The organism is Streptomyces sp. NPDC006372 (assembly GCF_040612515.1).
Classification (GTDB): domain Bacteria; phylum Actinomycetota; class Actinomycetes; order Streptomycetales; family Streptomycetaceae; genus Streptomyces.
The window spans coordinates 168,804-184,394 of the sequence record NZ_JBEXQJ010000006.1 but is presented as its reverse complement, the minus strand read 5'-3'; the positions used below and the strand labels follow the sequence as shown (position 1 = coordinate 184,394).

At 66.9% G+C, this 15,591-nt stretch carries 18 protein-coding genes and 1 pseudogene; 7 read left to right on the top strand and 12 right to left on the bottom strand.

The features are described from left to right. Positions 1-13 precede the first annotated feature (13 nt). Both ABZ016_RS13655 and ABZ016_RS13650 read right to left on the bottom strand, forming a co-directional pair. Positions 14-1,198 carry a hypothetical protein gene (locus ABZ016_RS13655; protein WP_356916750.1) on the bottom strand — a complete coding sequence of 395 codons (1,185 nt, stop codon included), beginning with the start codon at positions 1,196-1,198 and terminating at the stop codon, positions 14-16. Positions 1,199-1,203: 5 nt separating this feature from the next. Beyond that, positions 1,204-1,734 carry a hypothetical protein gene (locus tag ABZ016_RS13650; RefSeq protein ID WP_356916749.1) on the bottom strand — a complete coding sequence of 177 codons (531 nt, stop codon included), beginning with the start codon at positions 1,732-1,734 and terminating at the stop codon, positions 1,204-1,206. Positions 1,735-2,341: 607 nt separating this feature from the next. Here ABZ016_RS13650 and ABZ016_RS13645 point away from each other — a divergent pair. After that, entirely contained in the window at positions 2,342-2,950 is a 609-nt protein-coding gene (locus ABZ016_RS13645) for a hypothetical protein (RefSeq protein ID WP_356916748.1), read from the top strand. Between the two features lie 338 nt (positions 2,951-3,288). Beyond that, positions 3,289-4,617 (top strand): hypothetical protein, encoded by a 1,329-nt coding sequence (locus tag ABZ016_RS13640; protein WP_356916747.1) that lies wholly within the window; start codon positions 3,289-3,291, stop codon positions 4,615-4,617. A 265-nt stretch (positions 4,618-4,882) separates the two neighbouring features. Here the strand turns inward: ABZ016_RS13640 and ABZ016_RS13635 are convergent, their stop codons facing one another. The 4 genes from ABZ016_RS13635 to ABZ016_RS13620 all read right to left on the bottom strand — a co-directional run bounded on the left by ABZ016_RS13635 (position 4,883) and on the right by ABZ016_RS13620 (position 8,328). Further along, on the bottom strand, positions 4,883-5,941 hold the full coding sequence (locus ABZ016_RS13635) for a cytochrome P450 (protein ID WP_356916746.1): 1,059 nt from the start codon (positions 5,939-5,941) through the stop codon (positions 4,883-4,885). 1,266 nt (positions 5,942-7,207) lie between these two features. Next, on the bottom strand, positions 7,208-7,450 hold the full coding sequence (locus ABZ016_RS13630; RefSeq protein WP_356916745.1) for a hypothetical protein: 243 nt from the start codon (positions 7,448-7,450) through the stop codon (positions 7,208-7,210). A gap of 252 nt (positions 7,451-7,702) precedes the next feature. Further along, entirely contained in the window at positions 7,703-8,074 is a 372-nt protein-coding gene (locus tag ABZ016_RS13625) for a fic family toxin-antitoxin system, toxin component (RefSeq protein WP_356916744.1), read from the bottom strand. Then, positions 8,071-8,328 (bottom strand): hypothetical protein, encoded by a 258-nt coding sequence (locus tag ABZ016_RS13620; protein ID WP_356916743.1) that lies wholly within the window; start codon positions 8,326-8,328, stop codon positions 8,071-8,073. Before ABZ016_RS13620 ends, ABZ016_RS13625 begins: the two co-directional genes overlap by 4 nt. Before the next feature lie 226 nt (positions 8,329-8,554). Here ABZ016_RS13620 and ABZ016_RS13615 point away from each other — a divergent pair, with 226 nt between their 5' ends. The 3 genes from ABZ016_RS13615 to ABZ016_RS13605 all read left to right on the top strand — a co-directional run bounded on the left by ABZ016_RS13615 (position 8,555) and on the right by ABZ016_RS13605 (position 9,367). Continuing rightward, positions 8,555-8,698 (top strand): hypothetical protein, encoded by a 144-nt coding sequence (locus ABZ016_RS13615; RefSeq protein ID WP_356916742.1) that lies wholly within the window; start codon positions 8,555-8,557, stop codon positions 8,696-8,698. A 64-nt stretch (positions 8,699-8,762) separates the two neighbouring features. Further along, complete coding sequence (locus ABZ016_RS13610; protein WP_356916833.1) at positions 8,763-8,963, top strand: matrixin family metalloprotease; 201 nt, start codon at positions 8,763-8,765, stop codon at positions 8,961-8,963. An 11-nt stretch (positions 8,964-8,974) separates the two neighbouring features. Further along, positions 8,975-9,367 (top strand): DUF6281 family protein, encoded by a 393-nt coding sequence (locus ABZ016_RS13605; RefSeq protein WP_356916741.1) that lies wholly within the window; start codon positions 8,975-8,977, stop codon positions 9,365-9,367. A gap of 136 nt (positions 9,368-9,503) precedes the next feature. Here the strand turns inward: ABZ016_RS13605 and ABZ016_RS13600 are convergent, their stop codons facing one another. The 6 genes and pseudogenes from ABZ016_RS13600 to ABZ016_RS13575 all read right to left on the bottom strand — a co-directional run bounded on the left by ABZ016_RS13600 (position 9,504) and on the right by ABZ016_RS13575 (position 14,175). Then, positions 9,504-10,103, bottom strand: coding sequence for an XRE family transcriptional regulator (locus tag ABZ016_RS13600; protein ID WP_356916740.1), 600 nt, complete (start codon positions 10,101-10,103; stop codon positions 9,504-9,506). A gap of 6 nt (positions 10,104-10,109) precedes the next feature. Further along, the gene (locus ABZ016_RS13595; protein WP_356916739.1) at positions 10,110-10,493 is read right to left on the bottom strand and encodes a hypothetical protein; all 384 of its coding nucleotides are present in this window, start codon (positions 10,491-10,493) and stop codon (positions 10,110-10,112) included. Then, entirely contained in the window at positions 10,463-11,188 is a 726-nt protein-coding gene (locus ABZ016_RS13590) for a hypothetical protein (RefSeq protein WP_356916738.1), read from the bottom strand. Before ABZ016_RS13590 ends, ABZ016_RS13595 begins: the two co-directional genes overlap by 31 nt. Before the next feature lie 387 nt (positions 11,189-11,575). Beyond that, positions 11,576-12,573: pseudogene (locus tag ABZ016_RS13585) on the bottom strand (IS481 family transposase). Next, on the bottom strand, positions 12,570-13,079 hold the full coding sequence (locus ABZ016_RS13580; RefSeq protein ID WP_356916737.1) for a hypothetical protein: 510 nt from the start codon (positions 13,077-13,079) through the stop codon (positions 12,570-12,572). The pseudogene ABZ016_RS13585 and the gene ABZ016_RS13580 overlap by 4 nt, the downstream one beginning before the upstream one ends. Positions 13,080-13,101: 22 nt before the next feature. Continuing rightward, positions 13,102-14,175 (bottom strand): MerR family transcriptional regulator, encoded by a 1,074-nt coding sequence (locus ABZ016_RS13575; RefSeq protein WP_356916832.1) that lies wholly within the window; start codon positions 14,173-14,175, stop codon positions 13,102-13,104. A 158-nt stretch (positions 14,176-14,333) separates the two neighbouring features. Here ABZ016_RS13575 and ABZ016_RS13570 point away from each other — a divergent pair, with 158 nt between their 5' ends. Both ABZ016_RS13570 and ABZ016_RS13565 read left to right on the top strand, forming a co-directional pair. Beyond that, positions 14,334-14,846, top strand: a complete 513-nt coding sequence (locus tag ABZ016_RS13570) for a hypothetical protein (RefSeq protein WP_356916736.1) — start codon at positions 14,334-14,336, stop codon at positions 14,844-14,846. A 93-nt stretch (positions 14,847-14,939) separates the two neighbouring features. Beyond that, the gene (locus ABZ016_RS13565; RefSeq protein WP_356916735.1) at positions 14,940-15,431 is read left to right on the top strand and encodes a hypothetical protein; all 492 of its coding nucleotides are present in this window, start codon (positions 14,940-14,942) and stop codon (positions 15,429-15,431) included. Positions 15,432-15,591: the final 160 nt, after the last annotated feature.

Genomic DNA, 15,591 nt, shown 5'->3' with positions numbered 1-15,591 from the left:
ACGAATGCTGGTGCTAGGCGATGCGGTCGAGTGCCTCGTCGACGAGGGGGTGGGATAGGTGTGCGGAGATGCGCACCTGTCGTTCGCGGGCGCGGCTGGCTGGAGTCATTTTGAGAGGCGTGGCGGAAACATCGTCCGCTGCCTTCCGGCGAGCCAGTTCGGGCGCATCGCGGAGGTGGCGGGCGTAGCGGATTACTGCGGCCTCCTGTAGTGCCTCGAGGTCGAGGTTCTGGGCGGCCGGGTGGTTCTCGGCGAGGGAGCGCACGGCATCAGCGGGGGCTGCGGTCATCCAGGGGCGGAGCCGGTAGGTGCCGTCGAGGTTCTGGGCGACCAGGTCGGAGAGGGCGTAGCGGCGGTTCCACCAGGTCATGCGAGGCGGCTTGGCGGAGCTGTCGGTGACGGCTTCCCACAATCGCAGAAGGGCTGTGTGGTCGGCGCGTTCGGCACGCCTGGCTGCGAGAACCGGCTTGGAGAGGCCGTAGCTGGCGACCAGGGCGCTGGTGCTGCTGGCCGCCGAGCCGACGGCGGCGAGGAAGCTCATGGAGTGACTGCCTCGGGCCACGGCCAGGACGGCGGTACCGGTGCAGATGACGTATGCGAGGTCCAGGGCTACGGCCGCGGCGAACAGGCGCAAGCTGTCTGCGAGGTCAGGACGGTTGGGTAGGGCGATCACACCGTCGGGTCCGCGGCACTGCCGCACGGTGGCGATGATCCCGGCGATCAGGGCTGCGAGGTAGACCATCTGAAAGGCTACTTGCGCCGGCACATGGGCGTAGGAGGTCGCGAAGGAGAGGGGATACGCCGGTCCGGAGAGGTCGGCCATCCAGAAGAGCACCATCATCGTGATGATCGCCACTCCGTACATCGGTGCCCAGACGGAGACCGACCGCCGCCAGGCATTGGTGCGGCGGCGGGGGTGCCAGAGGAGGGTCAGGGCTTGGGCGTGTCCGACACACAGCAGGATCGCGATGCTGACCATAAGCGACGGCAGGCTCGGCGATCCTGCGGCAGCGCCGACGAAACGGTAGACGGCCGGTGCGGACAGGAGGTAGACCACCGAGGCGCACAGCAGTACGGAGGCAGTGATGCGCAGTGTGGTGTCGCGGTCGCTGCGGGCGGCAGCGGCTTTGGCGGCGCCGACGGCGAAGCACACGCTGAAGATCACCAGGTTGACCGCAGTGAGGACGACTTCGAGCATGCGGGTCAGATGCCGGTCCGGCGGTGGGCGAACGACGACGTGATGGAGCCCGTACCAGTGGTGTCTTCGCCCAAGTCGAGCATCTGCAGCATCTGCCGGGCGAAGACCTCGGCCGGATCGGCGTTGTCGTTGTGCTCGCCGCGCATTCTCACCGGCCGGCGTTCGACGAGCGCGGCGTGCACAAGCTCGGGCGGCAGGGCGGACAGCAGCTCAGGCACGTTGTCCAGTTCGAACACGGAATGATCGCCGAAGGTGGACTTCTGGGTGTCGGGTCGGCGCAGGCCGCAGCGCTCGAGGGGCCGGATGATGCACGTGCGCCACAGGCGGGCCGGCCTGCTCGGTCCCACGAAGTCTTCAATGAGGTGCCACAGCTCATGCAGGACGATCAGGATCCGGTGTAGTGGTTCCGCGGCCTCGTTGACGACGATGGTGTCCTGCCCGTCGCCGAAAAAACACAGCCCTGTCGTGGCCTTGTCCATCGGCATATAGGAGATCTTGATGGGCTGGCCGCGCAGGATCCTGATGCTCTGCACCATTGCGTCCAGGCCCTGGTCCGGTCGCAGGCCCAGGCTCTTCGCGATGCGTACAACTCTCTGCCGTCTGAGCCTCAGCATGAGCGAACTACGCAACGACGCGGTGGCGGCCGCCGGGACGGCGGCTATCGAAGGTTCCATATCCGGCCGCTCATATGTCCTTAGACCCGACAGGACCGGAGGGTGGCGTGGGCCTTGCACGGCGGTCTGCTGCCTGGGCGGCGGCACTCCTTATGGGCCGGTACACGCTCCCCATCCCCTCACACTGTGGCGGGCCGTACACAACTGCCCTACGCAGGGAGATTATCAGCGCATACACCGGCGGAGGCTGTCGCTCCGCAAGCCGTGCCGCCGCGCCCGCGTATTTCGGCCAGGGCGGCAACTACTCAGCGGGGTCCGGTACCAGCCCCAAGGACCCATCCAATTCGATCACAATTGTTGACACTTTTGCTTGCGGGGCGTCAAGATCATGCAGCCGGTGGTCGCGATCGGCACGTCCGAGTTGTGTGACCACCCTCTGCCCGCCTAACGCGGGCTGCCTGTAGGGGAGATTGGGCCGCCTACCGCTGCGGCCGCACCCGACCCGCAACCATTGGATCTGGAGTCTGTCGTGCCCCACCACGCCACCGCGCTGCGTCTCGCCGCGCCCGTCGCCGTCCTTGCCCTCGCCGTCTCCGCATGTGGCGGCGGAGACGACAAGGCCGATGCCGGCGCAAAGAACGCCGCCACGTCCCAGGCCAAGGCCTCCCCGTCGCCCGAACCCACCTCCGGCGGCGCCATGCAGACCGGCGAGAGCGCCACGGGCAAGGTAGACGAGGACCCTGGCCGGGTCAGCTACGAGATCCTGGCGCAGAAGGTCGACGTGGGCACCGAGGCCGAGGCCGCCAAGGCCGTCTCGGAGCCGGACAAGGTCAAGGGCAAGGTGCTGGCGACCGCGTACCTGAAGTACACGCACAAGAGCGGCCCCGCCCTCACCGACGGTTCCGACGTGCACGACGGGACTACGGTATTCGCCGATGGGCAGCGCGGCACCGTCCTCATCGGCGCTTCCGAGGACGCCAAGGGCTGTGAGGACCCGTACGACGTCGACAGCTGGAAGCAGGGCGAGAGCCACGTCTTCTGCGAGACCTATGTGATCCCGGCGAACGCCAAGAACGTCGAGGTCCACTGGTCCGAGGAGGACGGCGAGCCCTACATCTGGAAGTTCCCCAACGCCTGACGTCTACGCACCGCCAGTAGCTCTCCACCCGGCCAATATTGGGCCGCCTGCGTAGGGGCAGGCGGCCCGGTGCCCCAACCCGCCTACCCTGTACGGCCGTTCGTTACCGTTGACCACCCCTTGAGGGGTGCACCAAGATCTGGTCCGACCCAACGCCGCTCGATCGTACAGTCTGCGGCTTACCCGAACCTCAGAACGCGCCGTGCGGCCCCTGTAGCCGCTGGCCGCCGGTCCATACACGCGAGAACGGTGCCGCGATGACCTACGCCTCCCCGGATCCGTCCGACCCGCCTGCCGCTCCATTAGCTTCGTCTGACTGTCCCACTCCCGTCTCCAGCGTGCAGTTGAGCAGTGATGCCATGCTGGATGATCTGGGAGATATGTACGAGACGTGGCGGGCGGAGCACGGTCCCGTCGTCCCCATCGAACTCGACGGCGGCGTGCAAGCCTTTCTGGTAATCGGACACAGGGAAGTCCAGGAGGTGGGCCGCAACGAGGCTCTCTACACCCCCGACTCCCGGACCTGGCGCGAACTGCGAAACGGACGGGTGCCCGACACCTGGCCCCTCCTGCCCCAGATCATCTTCCAGGTGGGCAACCCCCGCTTCCTCAGCGGCCCGGCCCACACCCGCCTGCGCAGCCTGATGTCCTCGGGGTTGAACGAGGTCGAAGGACAAAGGACGCGCCGTTTCGTCGAATGGGTGGCCGACCGGCTGATTGACCGCTTCGCGCCGGGCGGCCGCGCCGACGCCGTCGCCGACTACGCCGCGCCCCTTCCGATGCTGGTCATGCTGCGCCTCATGGGCCTGCCGCACGAAGCAGGCGAAGACCTGCTGCCCGCGATCTTCCAGCTCCTGGAAGGCGGACCGGGCGCGCAGAAGGCCAACGAGGCGATCCACGAGATTCTCAGTGAACTGGTGGCCGCGCGACGCGCCAAACCCGAACGGGACTTCGCCTCCTGGGCAATCCACGGGCCGGTTGTCAACGGACCTGCGCTCAGCGATCTGGAGGTCACCAACCTGATCTGGGTGGCGACCATGGCCGGGGCAGGGGGTACCGCCGGCTGGATCGCCAACGTCCTGGAACAGATCGTTTGCGGCGAGGAGCTGTACTCCCTCTACCTCGCTGGCAAAGCCTCCATCGCAGAGATCATGAACACAACACACCGGACAAACCCTGCGGTGCAGAACGTCATGGGCCGCTTCCCCCTGCGCGACCTGGCCGCAGGCGAGTTGGGCAACTACCCGATTCCAAGCGGTGCTCTGCTCGTACTGGGGCTGGCCGGAGCCAGTGCCGACCCACACGCCACGGGAGGTGCTCCCTCCCGTACATACGACCTCGGCAACGAATACCACTGGGCGTTCGGAACGGGTGCCCACGAATGTCCCACCGGCGCCCAACGGCTGGCACACACCATCACTCAGAGCGCCATCGACCGCTTCGTGGCCCGTTGCCGGAACATGCAACTGGAGGACGACCAGTCGGTGGACTGGGGAGGATCCGTCATCCTGCGCCAGCTGCGCAGCATGCGTGTTGTCTTCACTCCGGCAGAGCACAACGCCGTACCGCTGGAAGTCGCCGGTACGGCGCTGAGCGAAGGGCGCAGCTCGCATGCTCTGTTCCCGCCACGGATGCTGACGAAGCTCACCTCAGACCCTGCTCACTGAGTGCACCGATGCTGGCAAGACTGGGTCCGCCGAGCAGACCCACAGATCGGCACCCGCAGCCCCGGTGGGGTGGCACATCGCCTGACACAGCAACATTCGAGGGCCCGAGATCACCCGGGGCTTCTCCCGCTTCCTGCTGGGCGCGCAGCATCGGCTTGTCAGCGGTACGCCGTTACCGAAGGTGCGGGTGCGTTGGTTGGATCCGGCACGCTGAGCATCGCGGCGTCTTCCATTGACCCGCAGAAGGGGCGTGCGACGGGGCCGGCTACCGCTCCTGAACGTAGACCGGCAGGCGAGCGGGGCCGTTGCTCGACAGCGAATCCATCTCCGGTAGTCCGTCCACTGGTTCCGCGGGCGTGATGATGAAGCGGCCGAAGAGCGCCGGAAGGGCGATGCGAGTCTCAAGTCGTGCCAGGGGGGCGCCGAGGCAGTGGTGGGGGCCGTGGCCGAAGGCGCGGTGCTGGCGGGCGTTGGCCCGGTCGGTGAGGAAGACGTGCGGGTGGGGGAAGACCTCCTCGTCCCGGCCGATCGCGGCGGTGTAGATCATGACGGGGTCACCGGCGCGGATGGTGACTCCCGCGACCTGCACGTCGCGCACGGCGAAGAGGAACATGGTGGTCGCGGCCGGGGCGTCGTAGCGCAGCGACTCCTCGATGACTCCAGGCCAGGGGTCCTCGTCGGCTCCGGCAGCCAGGATGCGGGTGAGTTGGTCTGGGTGCTGTATCAGTCGTCGGACTGCGTTGACCAGCAGGTTCTGCGTGGTTTCCTGGCCCGCGATCAGCATGAGGAAGAGGGTTCCGGCCAGCTCCTGCTCAGAGATGCGGCCGGTGTCGAACTCCTGGATGAGCGCCGTGGTCAGGTCGTCGTTGTCCTGGCTGCGCTTGGCCACGATCAGTTGGGCCATCTGGCTGAAGATGCTGGCTTGCGCGCTGAGCCGTTCGCCGGGAGGAGTGGTGCTGCTCAACAGCAGGCGGGTGTCGATGGCGAGTCGTCGGCGCACATCGGGGTCGTTGACGCCGTACAGCTCGCAGATCACTCGCATCGGAAGCTGGAAGGCGAATTCGGCGCGCAGGTCGACTGCGGTGGCGCGCGCGAGGTCGGCGAGCGCGTCGAGAAGCTCGCGGGTGATCTGCTCGATGCGCGGGCGCAGGGCTTCCATTCGACGGCTGGTGAAGGCACGCTGGATCGGCTGGCGCAGCCGAGCGTGGTCCTCACCGTCCATGGTCAGCATGGTCGGGGTAGTGATGATCTGTAGAAGGGGCCAGGTCTTGGGTATGAGGCCGTCCTTGTAAGCCTTCCAGTGCCTGTGCGGGTTTTTGCTCATATCGGGGTGAGTCAGCATTATGTCGGCTACGTGATGTCCGGTTACTGCCCACGCAGCCACGCCATCTGCGAGCTCCACCGGGACGATCGGCCCAAGCAGTTGGAGGTCATGTCCTTCCCCCGGAAAGTCGTGTCCGTTGGGGTCCATGCGGTATAAGGGGTGGCCGAGTTCCAGCTCGTGAGGGGCGGGAGTGAACCGGGGCTCGGTGAGGGGCATGCAGTGCCTCCGAAGACAGGCTTGACAGGAGTCCGGCGGATGTCGTGCTCGGTGGTGATGAAGACAACAGGTATTGCAGTCAGCGCACGCACCACGAAATAGGGCCCCCAGCGGAGGGGCTTGCCGGGATGGAAAACGGGCAGATGTCGGCAGTAGGTGCGTAACCGCTCCACCCACTGCGTTGATCAACTCTCCCATAGTGATGGCGAGTTCGGTACGGCAGTGCGTTCCGAGACCAAACGCTGCAAGCATCCTGTTTGACCGTTGGCAGATTTCACAGTCGGGACCGCGAGCAAGGCGGTGCTCTGCGGGATGAGGCTGCGATAGCGCCACCGAAGTCCAAGGTCGACTTGTACGCGGAGATCCGCCGTGATGCCCGGGCAGGGATGCCGTACCTGGCCTTGATGCGCGAAGCACGGAGTGGGATTCCGCACGGTGAGAGCCGCGTTGGAATCGGCGTGGCCGGATCCGAGGAAGAAGCCACGGCCGACCAAGTACTGCCCGTGGGGCACTGGCCCGAGGCCGGACTGGGGCCCGGCCTCGCGTCACGCTGTCACACAGCGGCTGCGGAGTACGTCCACACCGTCGCCTTCAAGGTCCTTGCAGTAGCGCGTCCGTTCATGGCCATCACCAGGGCCAAGGCGGTGCCGGACACTACAGGCCCGGAACCGGTCGTGAAAGGGCAATCATCCCGAAACCGTCAACAAACGTTGCTGCTGCCGGTTACAAAACCAGGGCCGTGATCCGCCGGGACAAGACGAGAGGCATGTTCCTCGTCTGCCGCACCACGAGCCTCCTCGACCTGAAGCTCCCCCCCTGTGTCCCACTCGTCGAGGAGCTCCTCCAACTTGCCGCCACGTGGTGGGGGCCGCTGACGGACCAACGACACCACCCGGCTGGAGGATCAGTCCAGCGCCCGTGCTCGCGATGCTGGCTAGCGGTCGTCATCCGACGGACCGTTGAGAAGGCGATTACCGCACGGTCAGAGAGCGCAGGGCGCCTATCGCAGATCCGGTGACGAGCCGATCTTGGCTTTCACAATGTGGGTGCTCACTTCTCGGTGGTGCAGGCTGGGCAGAACCGATACATGTACGCGGCCCAGTGCTCCTCGATCTCGGCGCGGGTGCGCAGAGTCATGTATGGCTCGCGGTAGGCGTCGCGGTCGGTGATCCGACTGTAGGTGCGGATGCTGCGGTTGCAGCGAGCGCGCTGGTCGGGCCCGAAGCGGTGCAGATCGTGCGTGTCCTCGGTGGTGCCCGCCCACTCTTTGGCGTCACTGGTGGTGGAGGCCATGGCCGGCGTCCTCACGTCTCGATGGGGCGTTCTTGCCCGTCAGTGTTAGTGATAGCGGTATGGCCTGGGATCTGGACGAAGGGGTCCGCCTCCCGCTGCGACCGCGGACCTCAAGCTGCCCTCGACCTCCTCGACCGCATCTCGCCCGCCCACTCTGGCCGAGTCGTGCACGCCCCAGCGCACGCTCGCCGACGCCACTGCCGGGGCGCACCTGCATTGAAGCGCGGGGTGATCACCGCCCGGGCCGGGGCTTCAGGGTTTCCAGGTGCGCAGGAAGGAGGCGATTCGGGCGGTGCTGCAGCGCGGGTTGTTCAGCTCGTGGACGACTGCGGTGAGCTGTTCGCGGGTGGGGTTGACAGGGATGTTGCTGGCCTCGAGATACATGACGGCGACGGCGCAGGCGACGGTGAGGTTGGAGCGCTCCAGCCAGCGGCAGCGGCCAAGTGTGTGCACCAGGGCGGCGGCGCGGGCGTAGGCGCCGTCGTAGATGGGTGTGTCGAGGAGTTCGCCGCGGTGGCGGGCGACGGCGGCGATGGGCACGCCGTAGTCGTCGGCCGCCGGGTCACGGTGGCCGGCTCGCTCGGCTACTTCGAGGATCCAGGATTCGTCGACGTGCAAGATCACGCGGCGGCGCCGGGCTGTGGATCAGCGTAGGGGGCGTCGAGCCGCTGCTCCAGGTCGTCGAGGAAGGCGCCATGGTCATCGATGAGCCGTTGGGCGGCCGTCATGCCGGCGGCGCGGGCACCGGTGGTGTCCTCGATGATGAGCCGCTCCACGTACTTGTTGAAGTCCAGTCGGCGGGCGGCCGCGGCGGCCTTGCCGGCCGCGAGCACATCCTCTTCCAGCCGGACCTGCGTCTGCTTCTTGGTGGAAGTCACACCGTGATGGTAGCAGGGTGGTAGCAACCTTGGGAAGGGGCGAGAGTGGACGGGCCCGGGGCCCTGCGCCTGCGAGTTCGGCGACCTGCAGGATCCAGGGGATGTCGATGCGCAGGTCCATTACGCGGCGTGTGCCCTCGGCGCGTAGCGGTCGGTGTCCTCGATGCGGCCTCGCTGGCACGCCCGTCTCGACATCTATCAGGCGGGACCAGGAGGCGCGTAGGTGATGCCAATGTCTCCGGCGGAGGTCGCGGCGAGGGCCACGACCTTCCAGATCACGGAGGGAAGGCCGTGCACCGACCGGGACGAGCTGAGCACGTGGGACGCGGGCGACCTCAAGGGCAACCACGTCGCTATGGCCTGCTCCTGAACCTGGCCACAGCCCGGCATCAAGAACGACCTGCGCGAGGGCGACGTCCGTTTCAACACCCGCGATCAGGACTTCCAACCAGCGGTGCTCGAACAAATACGACATCCGCTCCGTCGGTACTCATGAGGCCGGACACGTCTTCGGACTGGAACACCTCGGTTCGGGCCACGAAAACCTCACCATGTACACCAACTCGTTCACCTGTACCACGAAGGCCAGGACGCTCGGCAAGGGCGACGTCCTCGCCCTTCGCAGCATCTACTGAGGAGGCCGTTCATGAGCTGGGCCAAACGATCCGTGAGCGCGCTGCTGACAGCAGCCGTAGCGGCATCAGTTGCCGCGTGCACGTCGGAGGACAACAGCGCGGAGGACGCGGCGTCGTGCGTCTACCAGGTGACCTACGACGGACGCACCTACCGTGATGTCGCCAACGTGGAATTCACGGTCGGCAGCAAACTCGGTGCAGCGACCCAACCGACGTGTGACGACACCGGCGACCAGGGCGAGGGCGGCGAGCCGTCCACGACGGAGACCGCCTATGCCGTGGACGGGGTCTCTCCGAAGGTCGCCATCGCCGTCGGGGACACACCCGACGACGTCAAGTTCGTCGCGGTCTACTCCGGCAACGAACTGCCCTCCGAGGTGAAGAAGCTGATCTCCAGCCCATGAAAATCGGTCAGAGGCACGATGATTGGCTGAGCCCCTGACGCTGCGCATCTGCGCCCCGCTCCATCGGGACCGACTCCTTGCGGTTGCCGCCGTGGCTCCTGAGCTCGTCCGAGAAAGCGCCTTGTCCCCGGCAGCTTCAATGCCGGGGACAAGGCGCTCTGTTGTGAGCGGAGCAATCTTTAGAGCTTGATGTCGATGGTCTCCAGTCGGTGAACTCCACGCCCAGCCCGTGGGCCCGGGTGTTGTTGTTGCGGAAGTACATCTCCGCGAGGCTTTCGGCGGCGATGCGCTGGAGTTGCTGCTCGTTGGCGCCAGCGTCGCGGGCTTCGAAGAGGCGGTCCGCCCAGTGTGGGGGCAGGGCCTGGGTGATGTCGCGGATACGGGCGTCGTCGGTGGTGTCGGGGGCGGTGGTGAAGCCGAAGCGGGCGCGGGTGGAGACGACCAGGCCGCCAGTGCTCGCGGCCCGCTTCTTGGCCTTCGCCCTGATCTGGGGCTGCCACCGCTTCTTGACCTCACGCTCTATGCGGTCGCGCAGGTCGCGGCGGGGCCGCTTGAGCTGACCCTTGACGTACCGCTCCACGGTGCGCTGCGACACCCCGAGGGCCTGCGAGGTGGCCATGGTGCCCTTCAACTGCTTCACCAGGTACTTCATCTGTGCCTGGGCGCTCTCCGGGATGCGGCGAGTGAACGCCCTCTCCAGCGCAGCATCCAAGCTGTCCCCGATCGAGTCGGCCATCGTCGGCTACTCCCCTTCTCCGGCGGTCGGGTCGTTCTTGATGAGGTTGGCGGCGTTGAACACGGCGCGGGCCTCCTCGAACTGGGCTTCCGCCCACAGCACGGTCTGGGTGCCCTGGTGCTTGACCATCCCGGGCGAGGCTCCGAGCCGGAAGGTGCCCGGGGCGGGCTTGCCATCGTCGGTGTACGGCAGGATGTCCAGCGGGGACGGGCCCGGGGAGGGGTAGACGACGGCGTCGGTGCCGATCGCGACGGGGTAGAGGTCGGCCGCGGCGGCGGTCTTCATCAGCTTCCGGTGGATGCCGATCCGCTGGTTCGCGAGCACGGCGGCCCGGATGTCCGGGCGCCACGTCTCCCTTTTCAGTGCGGGCCACGGCTCGTAGTACGGCACCTGGCCCCGGTGGGCTGCCGTAGCTTGCCGATGCCGCCCTTCGCGGTCGCCTTGATCGCCTTCGCGAGCAGCGCCATCGTCGGGTCGACGCTCTTGGAGCGGGCCATCGCCTCGAGGAACTCGCGTCCGCCCATGCCGGTGGTGACCCCGAGGTCGGCCATCGTCGCGACGTACGCGTCGCGCAGCAGGGTGTACCAGGGGTCCAGGTAGCGGCCGGTCTGCAGACGCACGTACGCCTCGATTGGAGCGGCCTCGAAGCCGAGCTCCACCACGTAGGCCAGAGTCGGCGTCGCGTACCAGGCCGGTCCGGTCGGGCGGTCGCCCTTCGGGGTGAAGGGCGAGGGGAGCCGGTCGGCGTCGACGGTGCGCCCGTTGATCTGCACGCGGGAGAGGTCGACATGGGAGAGGTCGACCAGCCACGAGCCGGGCAGCTCCGGGTCGAACGCCGGGTAGTTCTTCAGATGGGTAGGGCCGTCCAGGCCGACGGTGAGGCCGTTGGCGGCCGCCGCGAACGACATGTTGATGTCGACGGCGACCAGGTACGGCTGCATACACTCGGTGTCGGTCAGCGGCCGGCACCAGTCGTACGGCTCCTCCATCAGCATCTCTGCCGGGGTCCGCAGGTGGTGGTGCTCGAACTTGCCCTTCAGGATCGGGCGCTCGTCCGGGACCTCGCACTCCGCGACGTCGTACACCGCGGTGAGCGCGTCCGTATTGAACGCACACTCGAACTCCCCGGTGGTCTCGTTCTTCTGGCACGGGTCGGCGGGCGCAGCGCGGTCATCAGCTCGAGGCCGGTGGTCGACGCGGTGCCGCGCGGCGTCGTCACCAGCTGTGCGTACCTGCCCAGGTACCGGGCGAGGTCCGGCATGGACGGGATCTTTGGGTTGTCTTTGTCGTCTCACTCCCGCGCGTCTGCAGCGTTCCAGGACGGGATGCGGCCCTCAACCGCTCCCTGTGCCCGATGCGCTCGCGGCTGCGATTACCTGAGCCGCCGCCAGGCGGGGAGCCTTGCCCTCCCTGGTTGGCCCCGAACGCTGGCAGAGGACTCAAGCCATCACCGGCACCAAAGGAAACGGTGCCTAAGTGTAGGAGGTCATGACGTTGGTGACGCCGCCTGGTAGTCGTGCTGCGGGTGGTTGGTCTCCGAGCGCGGTGTGCGGGCGGTGGTAGTTGTAGTGGACGATCCAGCGGCCCAGGAGGTGGGCACGTTGGGCTTCCGACGTCCACGTCCGGGCATAGAGGAACTCTTCGGCCAGGATGCGGTTGTATCGCTCGACTTTGCCGTTGTGGCGAGGGGTGTAGGGCGCGATGCGCTGGTGCCTGGCGCCGAGGAGGGCCCGGGTGAAGATCTCGGCCCGATAGCAGGCGCCGTTGTCTGTCACGATCCGTTCGATGCGGGTGGTCCCGTGTGCGGCCAGCCAGACGCGGGCACGGTGGAGGAAGGCGATCGCGGTGGTGGCCTTCTCGTCAGGCAGTGCTTCGGTGTAGGCGAGACGGCTGTACCCGTCTATGGCCGGTGCAGATAGACGTAGCCGCCGCGCTCAGCCTTCTTTCTCCGGTTGACGGCTTTGGCCTGGTCGCTGCCGCGTCTGTGTGCACGCCAGCCGCCGCCGTCGGGGATGCGGCCTACCTTCTTCACATCGAGGTGGATCATGTGGCCGGGCCGTCGGGCATGGATTTTCCGCGGCTGTCGGTTGGATTCACCATTGGGGTCGATGAACCGGCGTCGGTTGATGCCGATCTCAGCCAAGTGCCTGTTCACGGTCCTTCGACTGATGGGCGTCCCGGACTGGGCCAGCTCGAAGGCGATCCTGGCAGCGGACCACTTGTGGGTCCGGCGCAGCTCTTCTACGAGTACGAGGACCTCGGGCGGTGTCGTGGTCGGCTGGTGGTGCGGCGAGGACGAGCGGTCCTACAGCCCGAGTTCGCCGTTGCTCCGATAGCGATTGACCCACTTCGATGCGCACGCGCGGGACACCCCCATCTCGGCTGCGACGTGCGCAATCGGCCTCGTCCGGCAACGCTCGACCAGTCGACGGCGCCCCTCGACGGTGAGGGGCGCGTTCCGGTGCGTCATGCAGTGTGACCAGGTGCGGAGGGTCGCTTGGTGGTGTCCCGCCGGGCGATGGCCTCTGCCACCTCGTCGAGGGCGGTGCGCAGGAGGGCACCGTATGCGTCCTGTGGGAGGTTGGGGGCGTGCTCTTTGGCCGCGTTGATGTGCTCGGTGGCTGCATCGAAGGACCCGAGTCGGCGGTAGTTGTCGGCCAGGTTGAGGTGGAGGGAGGGGTAGAACCCGGCGATGTGGAGGCTGGCGTGGTGCTCCTGGACGCGCTGCTCGGTCACGGCGTCGGCAGCGTCCAGGGCCCGGACGTCCCAGGCGAGGGCTTGGGCGGGGTCTTCGTAGAGGTCCGCCAGGTAGTGGGCGAGTGAGCAACGGTGCAGCGGGTCGCCGGTGGCGCCGATCGCCGACCACAGGTTCAGGAGCTTGCGGCGGGCAGAAAGAGTATTGCCCGTTCGGCCTTCGGTGACGGCTTGGCCGATGGCTTCCATGGTCGGGTCGGAGCTGGCGGGTGCGGTAGGCATGAAGTGTTCCTCGTTGTCGTTCTCAGGATGAGCGGTCGATCTTGACGGGCATGGCCAGGGTGGTGAGATCGCCGCGGTCGGCGGAGCGGATCGTGACGGGCCGGTCGTGTCCCCTTAGGTCGAGCATCACGTCAGGGCCGATGGCCGTGCTTACTGCGGGATAGAGCGTGGTCATCTCGAACTGGATCTGGAGGGCCTCGCCTGTCACGCTGGCGGGGAACGGGATGCCGGGGTGTTCGTCGTTCGGAGGCCGGACGTTCACTCCGTGGCTGGAGATGTGCAGCGCGACGCGTTCGCCGGGGTGTTCTTCCAGGGCGCGCAGCAGCAACTCCTTCGAGACCGTTGCGCGGGTGGTGACCTCACCCAGGGACGCGAGCATCAGCCGGTGATCGGGGAACTCCTCGGACAGCAACCGGCAGTGCCGGTCCTCCCGCTCGGCCATGCGCAGCCGGATCCCGTGCGGTACCGCTTCGATGCGGACCAGCGCACTGTGTCGGATCTCGGAGACCGCGACCCGCAGGTCGTCGCCGTCGACCGTGCCGACCCACGTCTGCTCCGCCGGCCGTGCGGGCACCAGGGTCCGGGTGGAGAGCCGGTAGCGGTCGGTTGCCGTCAGGATGATCGCCTCATGACTCGCCTCGATGTGCAAGCCAGCAAGCACCGCCATCCCCGGCTCGTACGCGGTCGTGGTCAAGACCTGATCGACCGCATCCGCCAGCACGGGCCCCTTCAACGTGGCGATCAGCAGACCGGGCATGTCGCCGCCGATCGCGGACTTGATGACAGCAGCCTTCTGCCGTGCAACCGCCGCATCCCCGACGATCTTGGCAACATGCTGGTCAACCAGCAGTGCCGCCTCGTCGGTCCCGGCGTCGAGAACCGCCTCTACCTCAGCGAGGGGCATGGCGATCTCACGAAGCTGACGCAGCGCGGTGGCCCGCGCCACCTGGTCAGCGCCGTAGTAGCGGTAGCCCGAGACCGGGTCTACTTCGGCAGGGGGCAGCAGCCCGGAGTCGGCGTAGAACCGCAACGCGCTGGAGGTCAGACCACTGCGCTGGGCAAAGACTCCGATGGGCATCAGCTCAGAATTTGGCACCTCGCCATCATTGAGCTTCAACCAACTCGAAGGTCAACATCGACGTGGGGCGTCACCAACGTCATGGCCAGCAACACCAAGGCTCTCCTCGACGCCGTCACCGCACGTATCTTGCTGGAAGGGAGACGAGGGTGACGACTACCGGGGGGCGTACGACAATGGCCGGAATCAGTGACTCGTTGTGGAACGGCGACATTGAAGCTCATGACTACCGTGACTCCACTGCTTCCTATCACACTGCGATCTTCGAGCAGTACAAACTGTGCGTGGAGATGGCCGACCGGGTCAGTGCCCGTCGTAATCTCGCCAACACCTTCTTCCTGACCCTCCACAGCAGCCTTCTCGTCTTCCTTGGTGCGTGGCTCTCGCAGGAGAATCACCGCAGGGTCCCGGTTGTACTGGGCCTCGCGGCACTCCTGGTCCTGCTAGGCATGTGCGCCACCTGGTGGTTCACCGTTCGCTCCTACCAGCAGTTGAACCGGGGCAAGTTCGAGGTGATCGGGGCGCTCGAGGAACGCTTACCTGCCCGCGCCTTCGTGGTCGCCGAGTGGCGCGCTCTCGGCGAGGGACGGGACTGGCGTGTCTATCTGCCGCTCAACCGTGTGGAGCGCTGGATCCCCTTTCTCTTCGCCGTGGCCTATGTTCTGGGATTCTCTGCCCTCGCGCTGTGACGTGCGCGGATGCTCCGAACTGCCCTGCTCAAGACGCTACCTGCGGGGGATAGGGTGGTGGCGCAATCGTAGGGGCCGGGAAGGGGTAATGACGTGGCGACGATCGCCGTCACCGGTCACATGGACCTGGCCGACGAGGCAGTCGGGCCCGTGCGCGCAGCCCTTCGTGACCTGCTGACAGCCCTGCCTCTGGACACGCTCGTCGGGCGCTCGTGCCTGGCCCGCGGCGCCGACACCCTCTTCGCAGAGGAGGTGCTTGCTCTCGGCGGCCGACTCTCGGCGATCATTCCGTCACTGGACTATCGGGAAGCGGTGGTCCAGCCTGCGGACCTTGCCAACTTCGACGTTCTGCGGGAGGCCGCCGCTGAAGTGGTGGTCATGCCGTACGAACACGCGGGGCGCGCGGCCTACGAAGCGGCCAACCGTGAACTGCTGCAGGGTGCGGACCGTCTGATGGCCATCTGGGACGGCAGCGCCCCCACGGGGCGCGGTGGCGGCACAGCAGACACCGTCGCTGCAGCCCGCGCGGCTGGACTGACCGTCGACGTGGTGTGGCCTCCTGGTGCTCTCAGATCTGGCACCTGACACCCGCGCTCGGTTCCGGAATCCGAACGCGATGTTCGGCAGTCACCTGGCCGGGCAAGAATGATCCTCAGCCCAAGACGAGGGGCGCTGTACGAGGAGACACCGATGGCAGCAGCGCCCCCCGGAGGGGGGCGGCCGGCACGAGCGAGAGCGGGAACTC